The 15,415-nt window shown below is 64.3% G+C and carries 13 protein-coding genes; all 13 read right to left on the bottom strand.

All coding sequences use genetic code 11. The features are described 5' to 3' along the window. Positions 1–8: 8 nt before the first annotated feature. The 13 genes from vasI to BLR71_RS17590 all read right to left on the bottom strand — a co-directional run bounded on the left by vasI (position 9) and on the right by BLR71_RS17590 (position 15,395). Positions 9–746, bottom strand: coding sequence for a type VI secretion system-associated protein VasI (vasI, locus tag BLR71_RS01480; RefSeq protein ID WP_217629296.1), 738 nt, complete (start codon positions 744–746; stop codon positions 9–11). Then, positions 743–2,479 (bottom strand): sigma-54 interaction domain-containing protein, encoded by a 1,737-nt coding sequence (locus tag BLR71_RS01475; protein WP_245696304.1) that lies wholly within the window; start codon positions 2,477–2,479, stop codon positions 743–745. Before BLR71_RS01475 ends, vasI begins: the two co-directional genes overlap by 4 nt. A 1-nt stretch (position 2,480) precedes the next feature. Then, positions 2,481–5,129 (bottom strand): type VI secretion system ATPase TssH, encoded by a 2,649-nt coding sequence (gene tssH / locus BLR71_RS01470; RefSeq protein WP_092522366.1) that lies wholly within the window; start codon positions 5,127–5,129, stop codon positions 2,481–2,483. A gap of 41 nt (positions 5,130–5,170) precedes the next feature. Continuing rightward, positions 5,171–5,983 (bottom strand): type IVB secretion system protein IcmH/DotU, encoded by an 813-nt coding sequence (gene icmH / locus BLR71_RS01465; RefSeq protein ID WP_092522364.1) that lies wholly within the window; start codon positions 5,981–5,983, stop codon positions 5,171–5,173. Positions 5,984–5,986: 3 nt separating this feature from the next. Continuing rightward, positions 5,987–7,321 carry a type VI secretion system baseplate subunit TssK gene (tssK, locus tag BLR71_RS01460; RefSeq protein WP_092522362.1) on the bottom strand — a complete coding sequence of 445 codons (1,335 nt, stop codon included), beginning with the start codon at positions 7,319–7,321 and terminating at the stop codon, positions 5,987–5,989. After that, a complete protein-coding gene (gene tssJ, locus BLR71_RS01455; protein WP_245696303.1) occupies positions 7,321–7,890 on the bottom strand; it encodes a type VI secretion system lipoprotein TssJ in 570 nt (189 codons plus the stop codon). The genes tssK and tssJ overlap by 1 nt, the downstream gene beginning before the upstream one ends. Then, on the bottom strand, positions 7,887–9,212 hold the full coding sequence (tagH, locus tag BLR71_RS01450) for a type VI secretion system-associated FHA domain protein TagH (RefSeq protein WP_092522360.1): 1,326 nt from the start codon (positions 9,210–9,212) through the stop codon (positions 7,887–7,889). The genes tssJ and tagH overlap by 4 nt, the downstream gene beginning before the upstream one ends. Before the next feature lie 4 nt (positions 9,213–9,216). Next, the gene (gene tssG / locus BLR71_RS01445) at positions 9,217–10,236 is read right to left on the bottom strand and encodes a type VI secretion system baseplate subunit TssG (protein WP_092522799.1); all 1,020 of its coding nucleotides are present in this window, start codon (positions 10,234–10,236) and stop codon (positions 9,217–9,219) included. Beyond that, the gene (tssF, locus tag BLR71_RS01440; protein WP_092522358.1) at positions 10,200–11,963 is read right to left on the bottom strand and encodes a type VI secretion system baseplate subunit TssF; all 1,764 of its coding nucleotides are present in this window, start codon (positions 11,961–11,963) and stop codon (positions 10,200–10,202) included. Before tssF ends, tssG begins: the two co-directional genes overlap by 37 nt. Before the next feature lie 7 nt (positions 11,964–11,970). Then, positions 11,971–12,405 (bottom strand): type VI secretion system baseplate subunit TssE, encoded by a 435-nt coding sequence (gene tssE / locus BLR71_RS01435; RefSeq protein WP_092522356.1) that lies wholly within the window; start codon positions 12,403–12,405, stop codon positions 11,971–11,973. Positions 12,406–12,409: 4 nt separating this feature from the next. After that, positions 12,410–13,888, bottom strand: a complete 1,479-nt coding sequence (gene tssC / locus BLR71_RS01430; protein WP_092522354.1) for a type VI secretion system contractile sheath large subunit — start codon at positions 13,886–13,888, stop codon at positions 12,410–12,412. A gap of 30 nt (positions 13,889–13,918) precedes the next feature. Next, on the bottom strand, positions 13,919–14,437 hold the full coding sequence (gene tssB, locus BLR71_RS01425; RefSeq protein WP_092522352.1) for a type VI secretion system contractile sheath small subunit: 519 nt from the start codon (positions 14,435–14,437) through the stop codon (positions 13,919–13,921). Positions 14,438–15,239: 802 nt separating this feature from the next. Next, a complete protein-coding gene (locus BLR71_RS17590) occupies positions 15,240–15,395 on the bottom strand; it encodes a hypothetical protein (RefSeq protein WP_175491595.1) in 156 nt (51 codons plus the stop codon). Between the last annotated feature and the right edge of the window lie 20 nt (positions 15,396–15,415).

Genomic DNA, 15,415 nt, shown 5'->3' with positions numbered 1-15,415 from the left:
GCTCCTCGCTACCAGCGGCACATGGCGCGCAACGGCTCGATGGCCGTGCGCCAGCCTTCGAGATCGAAACGCAGGCCATTGATGGCGGGCCGCTCGCTGGTCAGGCGCAGTTCTTCGCCCCTCAGCAGGCGCTTCAAGGTGCCAATCGCCGGCAGGCCGCGACCGCCACTGACCACGTGGCCGTCATCCAGCACTCGCCAGGTCTGCTCTAGAGTGACACCGCCACCATGCAGCTCGAGCGGGGCTCTCGTGGCTTCGAGCGGCTTACTCAAATGCAGCTGGAATCGGGTGATGGCGTTGTCGCAGCTGATCACCAACAGCGGGCGCGGCGGCAGCGTGCCCAGCGCCGGCGCGCTCATCAGCACCGAGTCCGGCATTTCGCGCACCCGGATACCGAAATCCTCGGCACTGCGTTCGGCCTCCTGAGCCGCCACGGCCTGCCAAAGCGGCGAGCGCGTCTGCTCCGTCTCGGCCGCCTCCTGATCGCGAAACAGACGGTCGTAGCACTCGAGGCGCCCTAGCCGCGAGGGTGAGTCGGCACAGGCTTCAGCGGCCTTGAGCCGCGCGGCCTGAGTCTGATGCGGCAACTGCGTTTGGGGTCGATCCTGGGTCGTTACCTGAGCCGACGCAGGCGCAGCGGCAAGTCCAACCACCAGGGCCAGCATCAGCAGCCTGGCGCCTGACCCGTGACGGGCCGACCGCGCGGCTTTGCATTCGAAGGCACGGATGATGTCAATCGCGTTCATGGAGTATCCAATTCAAGCTGTCGGCACTTGTGGGCCAGGGTGCGCTTGGGCAGTCCCAGGCTCTCGGCCGCCAGGGTTCGGTTGCCGTCGTAGCGGACCAGGCGCTGACGGATCAGCGTCGCCTCGTAGTCACGCAGCGCCCGGCGCAGGTCGACGACGTCGTCGACCTGCGTACCTTGCGCCTTGCCGGCGCCATTCTCTGCACCTGCCTGTGAAGCGGCCTCCGGGTCGCCCTCTTCGCCCTTCTCGTCGACCTGCTCTTCAACCTGTTCTTCGACGCTGGCGGTGGGCAGGACGTCCGGGACGATATCCTCACCGTCGCGGGTCATGGCGCAGGCATAGTCGATCAGGTTTTTGAGTTCGCGCACGTTGCCAGGAAAATCGCGCTCGGCAAGGGCACGCAGCGTGGCACGGCCAAGGCCGATATCCTCACGTCCCTCGCGCCGACAGAAGTCATCGATAAAGGCTTGCGACAACAGCGGAATATCCTCGCGACGCTCGCCCAGCGCAGGCAGCGTGATCGGGAACTGGCCGAGCCGATAGTAAAGATCGGCACGGAAGGCGCCCTCACGAATGCGCCGATGCAAGGGCTGATGGGTCGCCGCCACCAGCCGCAGGTCGACCTGGCGCTCCTGATCACCGCCCAGCGGCCGATAGCGGCCCGATTCCAGCACCCGCAACAGCTTGGCCTGGAGCGCCAGCGGCATGTCACCGACCTCGTCGAGAAACAGGGTGCCGCCATTGGCCTCGCCGAACAGCCCCTCTCGGGCGCGCTCAGCGCCGGAGAAAGCCCCCCGCACGTGACCGAACAGCTCGGCCTCGAGCAGCGTCTCGGGAATGGCCGCGCAGTTGATAGCCAGAAACGGGCCCTCATGGCGCGCCGACACCTCGTGGATGCCGCGTGCCACCAGTTCCTTGCCGGTACCGGTCTCGCCCTGTAGCAACACCGCCAGATTGGTTTCGGCGGCACGCACCATCTGGCTGCGCAAGCTGCGAATGGCCGGCGAGTCGCCCAGGATGCGCTGGCCCAGCCGCTCGCTGAGGGTGCGTCGCCGGGCGCCATCGTTGAGCTTGGCCAGAGAGTCGCGCAACCGAGCCTGGTCGCGACGCTCATCGTGCTGGCGGGCAAGCCAGGCCCAGAGCCTGCACAGCAAGGCCTCGAAGGCCATGAAGTCGTCGCAGGCGCTGAGCGAGTCGAGGCGCTCGGCGGGGCCGGCAAAGGCCAGCACGCCGAGCCACTCGCACCGGCCGTCCCTGGCACGCAGCGGGCGCACCGCCAGCCGCCAAGCGGCAGGCAGCCCGGCGATCGATGCCTGGAAGACCGGATGGTCCAGGCGCGAGCGAGCCTCGCCGAGCCCCATGGACAACGACTCGCCACGACGGATGGCATGAGCATAGGGATGGCGGAAGTCGTCGCAGGCCAACCGCAGCGCTTGGACGCTGCTATCGTCATGGCCCTCGGCGCGATCCTCGGCTTCGTCATCGCTTAGCCAGCGGCCGCTGAGGTCCAGCGCCAGACAGCGTGCCCAGGGCAGCGCCAGGCGCTCGCGCAGCAGCGCGAGGCCTCGGCAGCGCAGTTCGCTGGGCGAGTGCCCCTCGACCAATCGCATGGCCTCGGCCATGCCGGCCAACGCCGTGCCAGGGTCGGAGATCGAGTCAGGGGATTGAGCCGATGCCGGACCTGAAACAGGTGCAGCCGCCCTCCCCATGTCGAGCACGCCGTCATCCCTCACGTCATGCCACCTCGGCGGTAAAGCCGTGGTCATCGACACCCAGCAGCACCCGGGTCACCGGTTCCTGTCGTGCCATCCGTTCGAGCAGTGCCCGTGACACCGGCGGCAGCAGCTCGCCGTCGATCACCGATTCGAGCATCCTGGCGCCATTCTCGCTGCGGGTGGCCCGGGCACAGATGGCCTCGGCCAGCGCCGGGTCCAATACCACCTCGGCTTGACGGTGGCGATCGCGGATGCGGCCGGCCAGGGTCTCGAGCTTGGCGGTGACGATGTCGTTGAGAATCTCCCGCGACAGCGGCAGGTAAGGCACCACTTCCATGCGCGCCAGCAGCGCCGGCTTGAAGAAGTCCGCCAGTACCGGATACAGCGCCTCGTCCATGGCCTCACGGTCGTTGGCGTGGTGCACGATGGCTTCATAACCCAGGTTGGAGGTCATGAAGAACAGCACGTTGCGGCAATCGATCGAGCGCCCCTCGCCGTCGGCCAGCTCGCCCTTGTCGAAGGCCTGATAGAAGAGGTTGAGCACGTCCGGGTGGGCTTTTTCGACCTCATCGAGCAACACCACGGAATAGGGCCGCTGGCGGATCGCCTCGGTCAGCAGGCCGCCCTCGCCGAAGCCCACGTAGCCAGGCGGTGAGCCGATCAGCCGCGAGACGGTGTGCTTCTCCTGATACTCGGACATGTTGATGGTGGTAAGGAACTGACGGCCGCCGTAGAGGCTCTCGGCGATCTGCACCACGGTCTCGGTCTTGCCGACCCCGCTGGGGCCGACCAGCAGGAAGGCGCCCAGTGGGCGGCCGGGGCGACGCAGGTCGGCCCGGGCGGTGAGCAGGTGGCGGTGCAGGCGTTCGATGGCGATATCCTGGCCCTTGACCAGCCCCCCCAGCTCTTCAGGCAGTTCGGTGAGCCGCGCCAGCTCGTCGCGGGTCATGCGCTCCACCGGCACACCGGTCCAGTCGCCGATCACCTGGGCGACCTGGGCTTCCTCGACGCTTGCGTTGACCAGCGAGAATTCGCGTTGCAGCTCTGCGAGGCGCGCCTCGTGTGTGGCGAGTTCCGAGGTCCGCCGCTCGCGCTCCTCGGTGCTGTCGACGACATCGACGTCGTCCTGCTGGTCGGCATCGGTGCCTTCGGGCTCGCCATCGAGCAGCTCGCGGTGCAGCGACAGAATGGCCTCGACGCAGTCGCGCTGTTCCTGCCAAGCGGCTTCCAGGGTCTCGCGCTCGTCTCCAAGCCACGCCAGGCGCTCGGCAAGGGCGTCGCGGTGGTGGGCATCGGGGGTGCGACCCAGCAGCAATTCGCGCTCGAGCTGGTCGTGCTCGCGCTGCGCCGCCAGCTGTTCACTCATCAAGTGGCTCAGCCGGCGCGGCGGCGTATCCAATGCCTGAGCCAGCCGGGTGCCGGCGGTATCGAGCACGTCGATGGCCTTGTCGGGCAACTGACGTCCGGCCAGGTAGCGAGCCGAGAGCTCGGCGGCGGCGCGCAAGCCGCTGTCGCCGATCAATACGCCGTGGGTCGACTCATAAACATCGCGCAGGCCGCGCAGGATCACCAGTGCCTGCTCGACGCTCGGCTCGTCCAGGGCCACCGGTTGGAAACGCCGCGAGAGCGCCGGGTCCTTCTCGATGTGCTTCTTGTATTCGCGCCAGGTGGTGGCACCGATGGTGCGCAGTTCACCACGCGCCAGCGCCGGCTTGAGCAGGTTGGCGGCATCGGCGCCGCCCTCCGGGTTGCCGGCACCGATCAGCGTATGGGCCTCGTCGATAAACAAAAGCGTCGGGGTAGCGGCTTCCTTGACCTCTTCGATCACCGCCTTGAGACGCTTCTCGAATTCGCCCTTGACCGAGGCCCCAGCCTGCAGGGCGCCAAGATCCAGCGAAACGAGCTCCACGCCGGCCAGCGCCGCAGGCACGCGGCCTTCGACGATGCGCAACGCCAGGCCCTCGACGACGGCGCTCTTACCCACGCCGGCTTCGCCGACCACGATGGGGTTGTTCTTGCGACGACGGCCGAGAATATCCAGCATCTGATCGATCTCGGGGTCGCGGCACAGCACCGGGTCGAGTTCACCGCGGCGGGCCTGTTCGGTCAGCGAAGTGGCAAAACGTGCCAGGGCGCTCTCGTCGCCGCTAGCGGCGCGGGTAGGCGCTGACCGTTCGCCTTCCGGCGCTCCGGCCTCGGCCGAATCACGAGTCAGCCGGGTAAAGTCGCGACGCAGCCGCTCGCGATTGATACCGGCCAGCATGCGCTCGCCGCGCGGCCCCAGATACCGCCCGGCATGGTGCAGCATGGCAGTGAAGATCACGCCGCTACGCAGCTCGCGATGCTCAAGCTCGGCACTCGCCAGCAACCAAGCATCCTGCAGCAGTTCGACCAGCAGCGGCGAGAAGCTCGGGGTGCTTACTTCGAGATCGCGCGGCGGCCGCGCATCTTCGGCCAGTGCACGCCGCAGCGCTTCCGGCTCGATATTCTCGGCGTCGAGCAATACCCGCAAATCGCACAGCGGCTGGTCGAGAAAGGCCATCAGCAGATGGGATACGCCCACCTCGGGCGCCTGCTGCTCGGCGCACAGCCCTGCGGCGCCTTCCAATCCCTGGCGGGCGATGGCGTTGAGTCGGCCGATCAGTGCCGGTAGCTCTACCCTGAGCATGATCTCTCCCTGAATGTTGTCCGAAAATTCGTGTTGAGCGGTCAGTTAATGATGCGTTCCAGCAGCACGCCGACCTGGTCGGCCTGCTCTTCCAGCGACCAGGAGAAGCCGGTATAGATGGCGGCCACGGCCAGCGCGAATAGCGCAAAGATGCCCCACAGCGGCATGCCGTCACCCTTCCGGCGCGCGGCGACGAGCACATTGTCCAGCGGATGAGTCAGGCTGTCCTCGACGGGGTCATCCAGCGAACTCAGTTGATCGCCAAGCTCGCGCAGCATCTGCTCGTATTCCTCGCGGCCATGCGGCATCACCTTGTAGCGGCCCTCGAAGCCCAGACACAGGCAGAGGTAGATAAAGGACAGCAGGTCGCGATAGCGACGCGGTTCCTGTCGCAGCCGGGCGAGAATCGAGAAGACCTTCTCGCCGCCCCAGGTCTCGTTGTGAAAGCGCGTCAGCAAGGAGTGGCCCGCCCACTGGCTCTGCTGGCCCCAGTCGGTGCTCATCACCGCTTCGTCGATGAACGAGCAGAGCACATAGCGATAGGCCAGCAGGGTCGGACGGTCGTAGCCTTGCTCGGTCAGCTCGATCTCGATGGCCGCAATCTCGTCGACCACCTGGCGGTAGAGCCGGTCGATGTCGTCGAGCCGGTCGAGCTGGCGAACCCGCACCACCATGCCCAACAGAGAACCGGAGGCGTCGACCAGCGGATTGAGGTTGTGGCCACGCAGGCGGAACCAGTAATCCTCGTCGGCATCCAGGTGGCCGGCATGGCTGTGGATCAGCCGATCCAGCCCCTGGACGTCGATGCTGTCCTCGTGACGACGGGTATCGTCGCGGTTGGCAAGTTCGTTCATGGCTTAGCTCCTGATCGCCCAAAACTGCATGGCAAGTCCCGGGAAATCGCCGGCGACGTGGAAAGCGAAGCCGCTGGCGCCGCGTAGCATGCTCCAGGCTTCGCTCTGGCGGTCCAGGCGGAAGTAGGTGTAACCGGCATGGAACGGCAACTGGCGCGGCGCCACCGGCAGCGGCTCGAGCGGAATACCCGGCAACTGGAGGCTGATGAGGTCGCGAATACGCTCGACGCTCGCCACCTTGGTCTGCTGCACGAACAGCTTGCGCAGTCGCTCCGGCGGTAGGTCGGCGCGCACCGCCAGAATGAAGTCGGCATCGTCGAGCAGGCTGCGGTCGGCCAGGGTGGCGACCTTGAGGCCGAAGCGCCGCGACTGCAGCTCGATGGCCATGGCACGGGGCTCGAGCACCGTGGACAGCGATTGGCGCAGGCTCTCCATCAGCGGCCGGAAGGCGGACTCGGGCCGGTCGTGATCGTAGGCCGGGAATTCCGGCGGCAGCCGCGACTCGGCGGTGAAGGTGGTCAGCTCGCAGCAGGTCTCGAGCATGTCGGCATAGAGGCGCTCGGGATGCAGATGACCGAGCCGCGCCAGGTGCTGAAAGCGTGGCTGAGCGCGGTTGAGCGACTGCAGCAGCATGAAGTCGGACACGTCGGCGACGCCGGACTGGCTGGGAGTTGCCAGGCGCTGGGCCAGGTTGCGAGCACGCTCGCGCATCAGCCCGGCCATTTCGCCGACGAAACGCTGCAGGACTGGGGCCGTCTGCACATTGAGCAGGGTCGGCAGGAATTCCTCATCGAGCACCAGGCTGCCATCCGGCCGCCGCTCGAGGACACGCGCCACGGCTAGGCAGGCATAGGCACTGCGATCCTCGTTCTCGAGCAATAGTCGTGGGGCCACCCGCGCCAAGTCCAGGTCGGCCAGGTCGCCGGCCCGCGAATGCAGGTCGCGCACGCCGCGCTGCGCGGCCCGGTAGCGCGAAGACAGCGACGAGGCCTCCCAGCTCACCTCGGCGACCCCGTCGGTTGCCAGGGGCACACCGAGAAAGACCACCTGGTTGGCGACCGAGGCGTCGGAAATTTCCAGGGCCGGCGGCTCCAGGTCATCGTCAGGCAGGCGGAAAGGCGTGCCGTCGGGCATGACCCCGCTGGCCTGGCTCAGAGCGATGCGACCGAAGCTCAGATACTCGGTGTTGAGCGTCAGGGTCAAAAAACCATGCAGATGGCCGCCGACGCCGCGAAGGCGGGTGTCGACCAGCCCCTCGATACTGCGCTGTTGCTGCTGGAAATGCTGGGGCTTGATAAACAGCCCTTCGCTCCAGACGACAGGGTTACGACTGGCCATCAGGTCTCCTTCCTCAGCACGGCTTCGCGCTCCAGTAAATGCACCAGCAGGTGGTAATCGCGTCCTTGGGCGTCAATCGGCAACACTTTCTTCCACTGAGCCTGGTTCGGTTCGGCATAGAAGGCGATGATGCCGATATAGCGGGTGTCCTCTTCGACCTCGAAGGGCTCATAGAACTTGAATTGATCGGGCAGCAGGGTGAAATCGTCGTGGGTCAGGTAGTTGGTGCCCAGCGCTTCCTCGAGATCATCGCGCAGCTGGCGATAGTCGGCCGACATCAACATCGAATCGTCCTTGAGCTGCAGGATCTGGAAGCGCACTGGCGTGCCCTCCCCCTCGGCGTTGGGGTTGATGTTGGCTTCGGCCAGCATGCTCAAGTCGACCTGCGACGGACGGTCTTCCGGGTAACCCACCGGGATCGAGGGATCCTTCATCACTTGATAGGTCTTGCCGGCGGCCTCGAAGGTCGAGGCGCAACCGGAAAGTGCCATCAGCAGCACACCCAGCACCAGACAACGTAACGGCAGGCCTCGGACCAGCCAGGCCGCCATGGAAAAGGAGCGCCTCATGCCTCCTCCCGCTGCTGGCGACGGACCGACTGGTCGTAGGCCTGTTCGAAGACTTCCCAGAACAGCTTCTCGAAGCCCTGTTGACGGCCGGAGTTGAGCTCCTGGTAGTAATGGCGATACATCTCCCAGGCCCAGCCGCCCTCGTCCTCGCCCTGACGCCCGGCACCACGGTAAGCATTGAAGCGCTTGAGCAGGGCATCCGGTGAGAAGGCATCGAGAATCGACTTGAGACCAACACCAATGGCCTCTTCCACCGCGGCCTGGTGCTGGTGCTGATGCTCGAGACATTCCGCTACCGCCGCCGGCGCCGAAAGGTGCACCGGGCTGCGCTGGGCGGAGAACAGCGTGGTCAGGGTCTGCTCGTAGGATTGGCCGAGGCGCAGCGGGTTATCCTCGATAGGCTGCAGGCGACGGTCGCGCAACGGATAACGGCTGCCGTCATGGGCCTGATGCAGCGTCAGCAGGCCATCCACCGCGGCCTTGAGCGTGCGCCCGGCTTCTTCCAGAAAAGCATGCTGTTCGGCGCTGTCGCGAAAACGCAGCTCACCACCCAGGGTCTGCAGCAGCGGCGAAGCGCCGATGTGGCTGGCATCCGCTACCGCCGGCTCATCTTGCCAGCGATCTTCGAGCTGCTCGCCGACGGAGCGTTCCAGGTCGTTCAACAAGCGTTCATCCATGTCAGGTTCCTCGTAGCGGCGGTTCCTCGGTGCGGCCGGCTCACTGGCCGGTCCGCCCTGCCCGTCCAGGGCATCGAGCAGTTCGTGGTGATCGTTCTCGCCAGCAATGGCATCGTCAGCCAGAGCGGCCATGGGGTCCTGATGGCGCTGTGCCGGCGAAGCCTCGCCCAGCGCTTCAAGCGGGTCATGCTGTGGGCGGGTCACCCTGGCCGGCGTCGGCGCCAGCTCTGCGTCCTCGAGCGCCTCGTGCTCTTCGTCGACCAGGGTCGCCAGCGGCTGGACGCCGGCGGTATCGGCCTGACGATCGCCGAGGTGCGCCCGCAGCAGGTACTCACCCACCTGCAGTTCATCGCCGTCACGCAGGGCCACCCGGCGTTCACGACCGATGGGCAGAGTGGCGCGATTGACGAAGGTCTGGCCGCAGCGGTCAATCAGGCAGAAGCGACCGTCGAGGCGCTGGATCTCGGCGTGCCCGGGACGCACCCGGCCGGCGTGATCCTGCAGCAGCCAGTCATCGGTTGCCGCACTGCCCAGGGTGCCGCCCCCGGCGGAAAAGACGTGGCTGCTGGTCGAGCGGCCCTCGAGCCGTTCGCTGTTGGTGACCACCAGGGTGATGGCCTGCTGCTGGGAGAGCGTCACGTTCATGGGTTCACCGTGTCATCTGAATACGTACCCGGCGACGCCGGGCCTCGCCGTCGGCCTCGGGCTGAACGAAGGTGGTCCAGCCCAACTGGCAACTGCCCCCTTCGCCCAGGCGCATGGGGCGGACTTCGCGCTCCAGCAGTTCGAGCTCCAGGTCATAGGCCAGGGGCTCGCGCAGCACGAACTCCATCAGGGTGCGCAGCGCCTGGTGGTCGCGGCCATCGGGCAGGAAGTCCCTAAAACGGGGCAAGTCCAGGCCCCGCAGGCAGAGCGCGAATTTGCCGCTGATGTCATCGACCCTGCTGCCGATGACCATGTCTTCGCCGAGCGTCACGCCGCCAAGGCCGCTGCGGCTGCGCTGGTCGGGCGGAATCTCGACCTGCCGGTGCACCCAGGACTCGACTTCGACCCCATCGAGATCGAAGCAGTGACCGACGATGCCCGACACCACATCCGGCGAGCGTGAGCGGCCGGCCAGCAGGCCTGCGAAGGCCAGCATCTTGCTCCAGTTGATCGGCGTATCGCCGCGAAGCCGCTCATCGGCAAGGCCTACCAGGGCAAAGATGGCCGCCGAAAACCCGTCCTCCGCACCGTCCTGATAGCGCACGTGATGGCGATACTTACGCCAGCCGCGATGCAGTAACGACAGCACCCGGTGGTTGAAGACGTTCAGAAAGTCGCCGGCGGCACCTTCGCCATGAGCTTCGGCGTGAGCCATGGATTCCAGGTAGTAGCCCGGTAGCGGCGACTGGGCGCCCTGCAGCCCCAAGAAGCTGACCCGCATGTCATAGCGCCCGGCTTCCCGGGGCTTTAGGGCGACGATATCGCTGCCCGGAAAACCCAGCGACGCCGAGGCTTGCAAACGCACACGCTCGGCGCCGGGGTCGGCCTCGCGGTCGCCCTCCAGGTCATCGCCGTGGTGCCGGTGGAGCAGCTCCACCAGCTGATAGAAATCGTAGCGCCGAGCCCCGTCGACAAGGGGGGCGAGCGCTACATCAGGGGCTGCTGGCCCGACTGTAAGGTCCATGTGTAGCGCTCGCGGTTATGAAGATTGGTGACACGCAACTCGTGAAAGGAGTTGATGCTGGCATAAAGCGAGAAGAACCGAGACAGCACGCTCGAGAACAAGAACAGGCTGCCCTCATCGCCGAAGGCTTCCTGGTCCAGCGTCATCTCGGAACGCAGACCGCGCACCGGCAGGCCCCGATGTAGCCGGTCCACCGGCTGAGTCTGGATATCGATAATGCCAGCCAGACGCTTCTGGGCGATGCGTTCGGCTTGGCGGTCGACCAGGGCGCGGAAGTCGTAGACCCGCAGCACCGAGCAAAGCGCATCCCGGTCGAGCAGCGACAGATAGTTCAGCGACAGGTTGGAGATCAGCGTCCACAGCAGGCTGCCGTCGAGCGTCGGCCGCATGGCGGGCGTCGGCCGGGTGATGTTGCGAAATTCGGCGAAGGCCGGGCTATCTTCAGTGGGCACGCAGATATCCCCGACCGCTAGTCGCTCGGGCAACTCCCGGTTGGAACAGGTCAGGCTCAACGAGATAGTTTCGCGCAGCCCCAGGCACGCCTTCTCGTCGCCCCGCACGAAGGCGATATCGTGATCGAAGCCGTCGCCGCGCAGGCTGTCGCGGACGCGCACTCGGTAGTAACGGGCCTCACGGCCCCGGTCACGCTCGATTTGATGCTCGAAGCTTTCGAAGGGCACGTAGCGACGCGGCTCACCGCGAATGCGACCACTGCTGCTCTCAAGCCAGCCCTCCACGCTGTCGACGCTGAACACCTCAAAGTGAGCGGGAAAGCGGCTACTCGGCCGGATACGGTATTCGCTGCGCTCACCGCTCAGATCGACCGGGTCGGCATCATGGTCAAAGAGGTTGATCGCCGGCGCGCAATACAGCGCCAGATTCTCATCGCCCACTCGGGCATCCGCCGGCAGGGTGCGCGAAAAGGTAAAACGCAGCGTGATCCGTTCGGCCGCATGCGCGGGCAGGAAATCGCCAAGACGCTTGAGATCAAAGAAATGGAAGGCCTCGGGAAAACACAGGTATTCCTGCAGGATCCGATAGCCCTGATAGACGTTGCGCGGATACGGCAGCAGCGCATCCTCTGCGCCAAACCCCACTGGCGCCAGCAGGCGGGTGGGCAGCGACAGGGGTTGGCCGTCGATCTCAAGCTCAATTCCGGCCAGATAATGACTGAGCCACAGATAAAGGGTGCGCGCCGTATAACCGTTGCCACCCAGGTGTAGGCGAAGGTCGTCGACACCCAGCGCATCCAGAGGCTGATCACTGTGAACCGCTAAATCCAGCTCGACCACCGACGCCTCGCGGGAATGGCGCGCAGAGACACCGTCATGGGCCAGCGGATACAGCGCCAGCTCGTGGCAAGTGCGAAAGCCGCAGGCCGTGCCTTCCACTTCACGACTCGCAAGCGTGGTACCGCGGGGCACGGCCTGGGCGCCGCTCAGGCTGTGCCAGTGCGGAGTGAACTGCACGACCGTCATGCTCGGCACTGGGCGCAGGTAGTTAGGCCACAGCATGCCGATCAACGAGTGAGTCAGTTCAGGGAATTCATCGTCGACCTTCTCGCGCAACCGCCCGGACAAGAAGGCGAAGCCTTCGAGCAGACGTTCAACGTCGGGATCGGTGCTCTGCTCGGACAGGAAACGGCTAAGCCCAGGATTGCTCTCGGCAAATTCCCGGCCCTGACGCTTCAGGAAGTCCAGTTCGTCCCGGTAGTAGCGGTTCAGCATATCGGTCTCAGTTCAGGCACTGGTAGCGCTTGTCATTGAGCAGCAGATCGATGGTGGTCTGCGTCGAGTCGCGGCCCAGCGCCAAGGTGGCATGGACCTGGAAACGCAGTTGAAGCGGCGCGCCCTCGTTGGGCATCGTCTCGACATCGACCTGGCTTACACGGGGCTCGAATCGCTCGATGCACTCACGAATGGCGCGCTCGACCTTGAGTTCCAGGTCCAGCACGCCAAGGGTGGCATCGTTGAAGTCGAGCAACCCCAGCGCCGGAGCGGATTCGCTGTGCCCCGGATGGCTGTTGAGCAGGTCGACCAAGTGACGCTTGATCGAGACCAGGGTGGCCTCGATGGCTTCGTCGCCTGTCGGCACCGGACGCCCCGGTGCCGACAGGCGCTCGAACAACCGGGCGCCGAGTGGTCCGCTTCGATCCCTGAAGGCGGTCATGGGCTCAGTCCTTGTCGAGGCGTCCCACCAGCGACAGTTCGAAGTTGGCGCCCATGTACTTGAAGTGCGGACGCACCGCCAGCGACACCTGATACCAGCCCGGGTCGCCCTCGACGTCAGAGACCTTCACCGAAGCGGCACGCAGCGGACGGCGGCTGCGCACGTCTGCCGGCGGGTTCTCCTGGTCAGCAACGTACTGGCGGATCCAGGTGTTGAGCTCGCGCTCGAGGTCCTGGCGTTCCTTCCAGGAACCGATCTGCTCGCGCTGCAGCACCTTGATGTAGTGGGCCAGGCGATTGACGATGAACATGTAGGGCAGCTGAGTGCCGAGCTTGTAGTTGGTCTCGGCTTCGCGCCCTTCTGGCGTGTTGGGGAAGGTCTTGGGCTTCTGCACCGAGTTGGCCGAGAAGAAGGCGGCGTTGTCGCTACCCTTACGCATGGTCAACGAAATGAAGCCCTCTTCGGCCATCTCGAACTCACGACGGTCGGTGATCAGCACCTCGGTCGGAATCTTGCTCTGCACCTGGCCCAGTGCTTCGAAGGTATGTACCGGCAGGTTTTCTACTGCCCCGCCGCTTTGCGGGCCGATGATATTCGGGCACCAGCGGTACTTGGCGAAGCTGTCATTGAGGCGTTCAGCAAGCAGGTTCGCGGTATTGCCCCACAGGTAATGCTCGTGGCTCTCGCTGACCGATTCCTCGTAGTGGAAGGATTTGACCGGGTTCTCCACCGGGTCATAGGGCATGCGCAGCAGGAAACGTGGCGCGGTCAGGCCCAGGTAGCGAGCGTCTTCGGACTCGCGCAGGCTGCGCCAGCGAGCGTACTTGGGCCCTTCGAAAATCGACTTGAAGTCTTTGATGTTGGGCAGTTCTTCGAAGCTGTCGATGCCGAAGAAGCTCGGATCCACCGAAGAGAGGAAAGGCGCATGAGCCATGGCCCCTACTGACGCGGTGTACTGCAGCAGCTTGATGTCCGGTGTGGAGGGCGTGAATTCATAGTGCCCAATCATCGCCGCTACCGGCTCGCCGCCGAACTGGCCGTACTCGGCGGCATAGACGTGCTGGTACAGCCCGCTCTGGCCGATTTCGGGGGCAAACTCGAAGTCCTCGAGAAGCTCTTCCTTGGTGGCGTGCAACACGTTGAGCTTGATGTTCTCACGAAAATCGGTGCGATCAACCAGCAGTTTGAGGCCACGCCAGGCCGATTCCAGCTGCTGAAATTCCTTGTCGTGCAGGACTTCATCGACCTGATGGCCAATCTTGCGATCCAGCTCTACAATCATCCGGTCGACAACCGACTTATTGACCTGCTGCTTATCATCGCTCTTGAGCAACTCACCAATGAAGGCTGCCACGCCCTGCTTGGCCACATCGTAGCCTTCATCGGCAGGAGCCATGCGCGTCTGCGCCATCACCTGATCGAGCAGGGAGGCTTCCTCGGTGCTTTCAGTGGCCTGGGACTTGGAAAGTGTGGATTCGGTCATGATGGATGCCTCGCCTCCGTGCGTGGGTTATCAGGTTTCGTCTGAAGAAGCGTCGTTGTCGAACAGCTCGAGCTCGCTCAACAGTTGATCCCGAGCCTCGGGGCTTTCGATAAGCGCTTGCAAGCGCTCGCGGAAAGCCGGCACATTGCCGAGCGGGCCTTTCAGTGCCACCAAGGCTTCGCGCAGTTCAACCAGCTTGCGAAGCTCGGGCACCTGGCGCGCCACGTTATCCGGCGCGAAATCCTGCAAGGAGTTGAACTTGAGCTCCACTGCCAGGTCACGGCCTTCTTCTTCGGCACCCTCTTCAAGACGATTCGGCACACTGGTCTGCAGGCCAAGACCGGCCTCGCGCATCACCGACTGAAAGTTATTCTTGTCTACCGAGACCGCTTCGCGCTCTTCAATCGGCGTCTCTTCGGCACCGCCCTTGAAGTCGCCAACCACCAGCAACTTCTGCGGCAGCTCGGTCTCAGCCTGCTGATCACCGGTGGCAGGAACGTACTTGATATTAATGCGCTCTTTAGGCGCGACGGACCCTTCCTTGGACATGGCGAAGCTTCTCCCTACGAATGGCGACTCAAGTTGAGGTTGCTAGAGCTAGCCCCTCGATACGGCAACTCACCGAATCAAGGCGCACGAGCCACAGCAAACGTACCTCTGCCCGTCGAATGGCGAAGATGTTTCGCTCGACAGGCCCAAATAAGTGGCGCGAGGCTACCATCATTCGACTAACTGTCGAGGGCGCCTAATCCACTTGCAGCAGGAATTCCTGGCTCCAGCAAACCACACCATGAGATCGAAAATCCTCCAACGCTCACGAACTCCTAAAAAACCGACTGGATAAGCAGCTGCGTTTGTAAGCGCCATGCCTTTTTGTAAGAGATATCTCACGCCAAGTGACTGAAACGTCGCACATGAGATAATCTAAATGTAGGACGTTCGCGAATGAGAAGTGCCCTCAGGGTCTTCAAGGCCGCACGTTATAGAGTGGAAAGCCAAGCAACACGACAGATGTGCTCTGTGCTGCATTCACGTTCTGCTTGGGCCTGCTGGCCACTCAAAGGCAGCGCCTGGGAGCTTGAGGCAACAGACTGCGCCATGGGGGACCAGTGAATAAACGGAAGAGACCAGCAAACGATCTCAGCCAACGTGCTTAAATCGGCGGTGTAAGGAAGGGGATTAGTGGTGCTGAGGGATGACGGCTCTAGATGGCGAACCTATCACCGCCATCCACATCATGCTCCAGGTATTCGCCAACGGAGACGCCGGGAAGGGACGGCAATATCAAAGCGAACATCACTTGGGCTAAGTGCACCTCTAAGGCTTTCTATCCAGCAAGCCTTAGAGTTGCCTATGAGCTGATATCCACGTTGGGATTGCGGTGCGCCAGGCGCTCGCCGCCAGCGGCGAAGGTGCGAAACTTGCGCGAGTACCGGCACTCGCCTTCGGAGCGCCGCCGAAGGCGATCCGGGATATAGGCGTCTTCGGCATAGATCTCCTCCGGCATCGTCACCAACTCCCTCGTCC

The sequence above is a fragment of the Onishia taeanensis genome, assembly GCF_900100755.1.
GTDB classification, from domain to species: domain Bacteria; phylum Pseudomonadota; class Gammaproteobacteria; order Pseudomonadales; family Halomonadaceae; genus Onishia; species Onishia taeanensis.
Note: the sequence above shows the minus strand (reverse complement) of the source record. Positions and strands in the feature narration are given on the sequence as shown.

Excerpts from the sequence above, each read along its gene's own strand:
- tssC (WP_092522354.1), bottom strand. The coding sequence starts at position 13,888 with ATGACCGAATCCACACTTTCCAAGTCCCAGGCCACTGAAAGCACCGAG.
- tssJ (WP_245696303.1), bottom strand. The coding sequence starts at position 7,890 with ATGAGGCGCTCCTTTTCCATGGCGGCCTGGCTGGTCCGAGGCCTGCCG.
- BLR71_RS17590 (WP_175491595.1), bottom strand. The coding sequence starts at position 15,395 with ATGCCGGAGGAGATCTATGCCGAAGACGCCTATATCCCGGATCGCCTT.
- tssB (WP_092522352.1), bottom strand. The coding sequence starts at position 14,437 with ATGTCCAAGGAAGGGTCCGTCGCGCCTAAAGAGCGCATTAATATCAAG.
- tssG (WP_092522799.1), bottom strand. The coding sequence starts at position 10,236 with ATGGACCTTACAGTCGGGCCAGCAGCCCCTGATGTAGCGCTCGCCCCC.
- icmH (WP_092522364.1), bottom strand. The coding sequence starts at position 5,983 with ATGAACGAACTTGCCAACCGCGACGATACCCGTCGTCACGAGGACAGC.
- tssH (WP_092522366.1), bottom strand. The coding sequence starts at position 5,129 with ATGCTCAGGGTAGAGCTACCGGCACTGATCGGCCGACTCAACGCCATC.
- tssF (WP_092522358.1), bottom strand. The coding sequence starts at position 11,963 with ATGCTGAACCGCTACTACCGGGACGAACTGGACTTCCTGAAGCGTCAG.
- tssK (WP_092522362.1), bottom strand. The coding sequence starts at position 7,321 with ATGGCCAGTCGTAACCCTGTCGTCTGGAGCGAAGGGCTGTTTATCAAG.
- tagH (WP_092522360.1), bottom strand. The coding sequence starts at position 9,212 with ATGAACGTGACGCTCTCCCAGCAGCAGGCCATCACCCTGGTGGTCACC.
- vasI (WP_217629296.1), bottom strand. The coding sequence starts at position 746 with ATGAACGCGATTGACATCATCCGTGCCTTCGAATGCAAAGCCGCGCGG.
- tssE (WP_092522356.1), bottom strand. The coding sequence starts at position 12,405 with ATGACCGCCTTCAGGGATCGAAGCGGACCACTCGGCGCCCGGTTGTTC.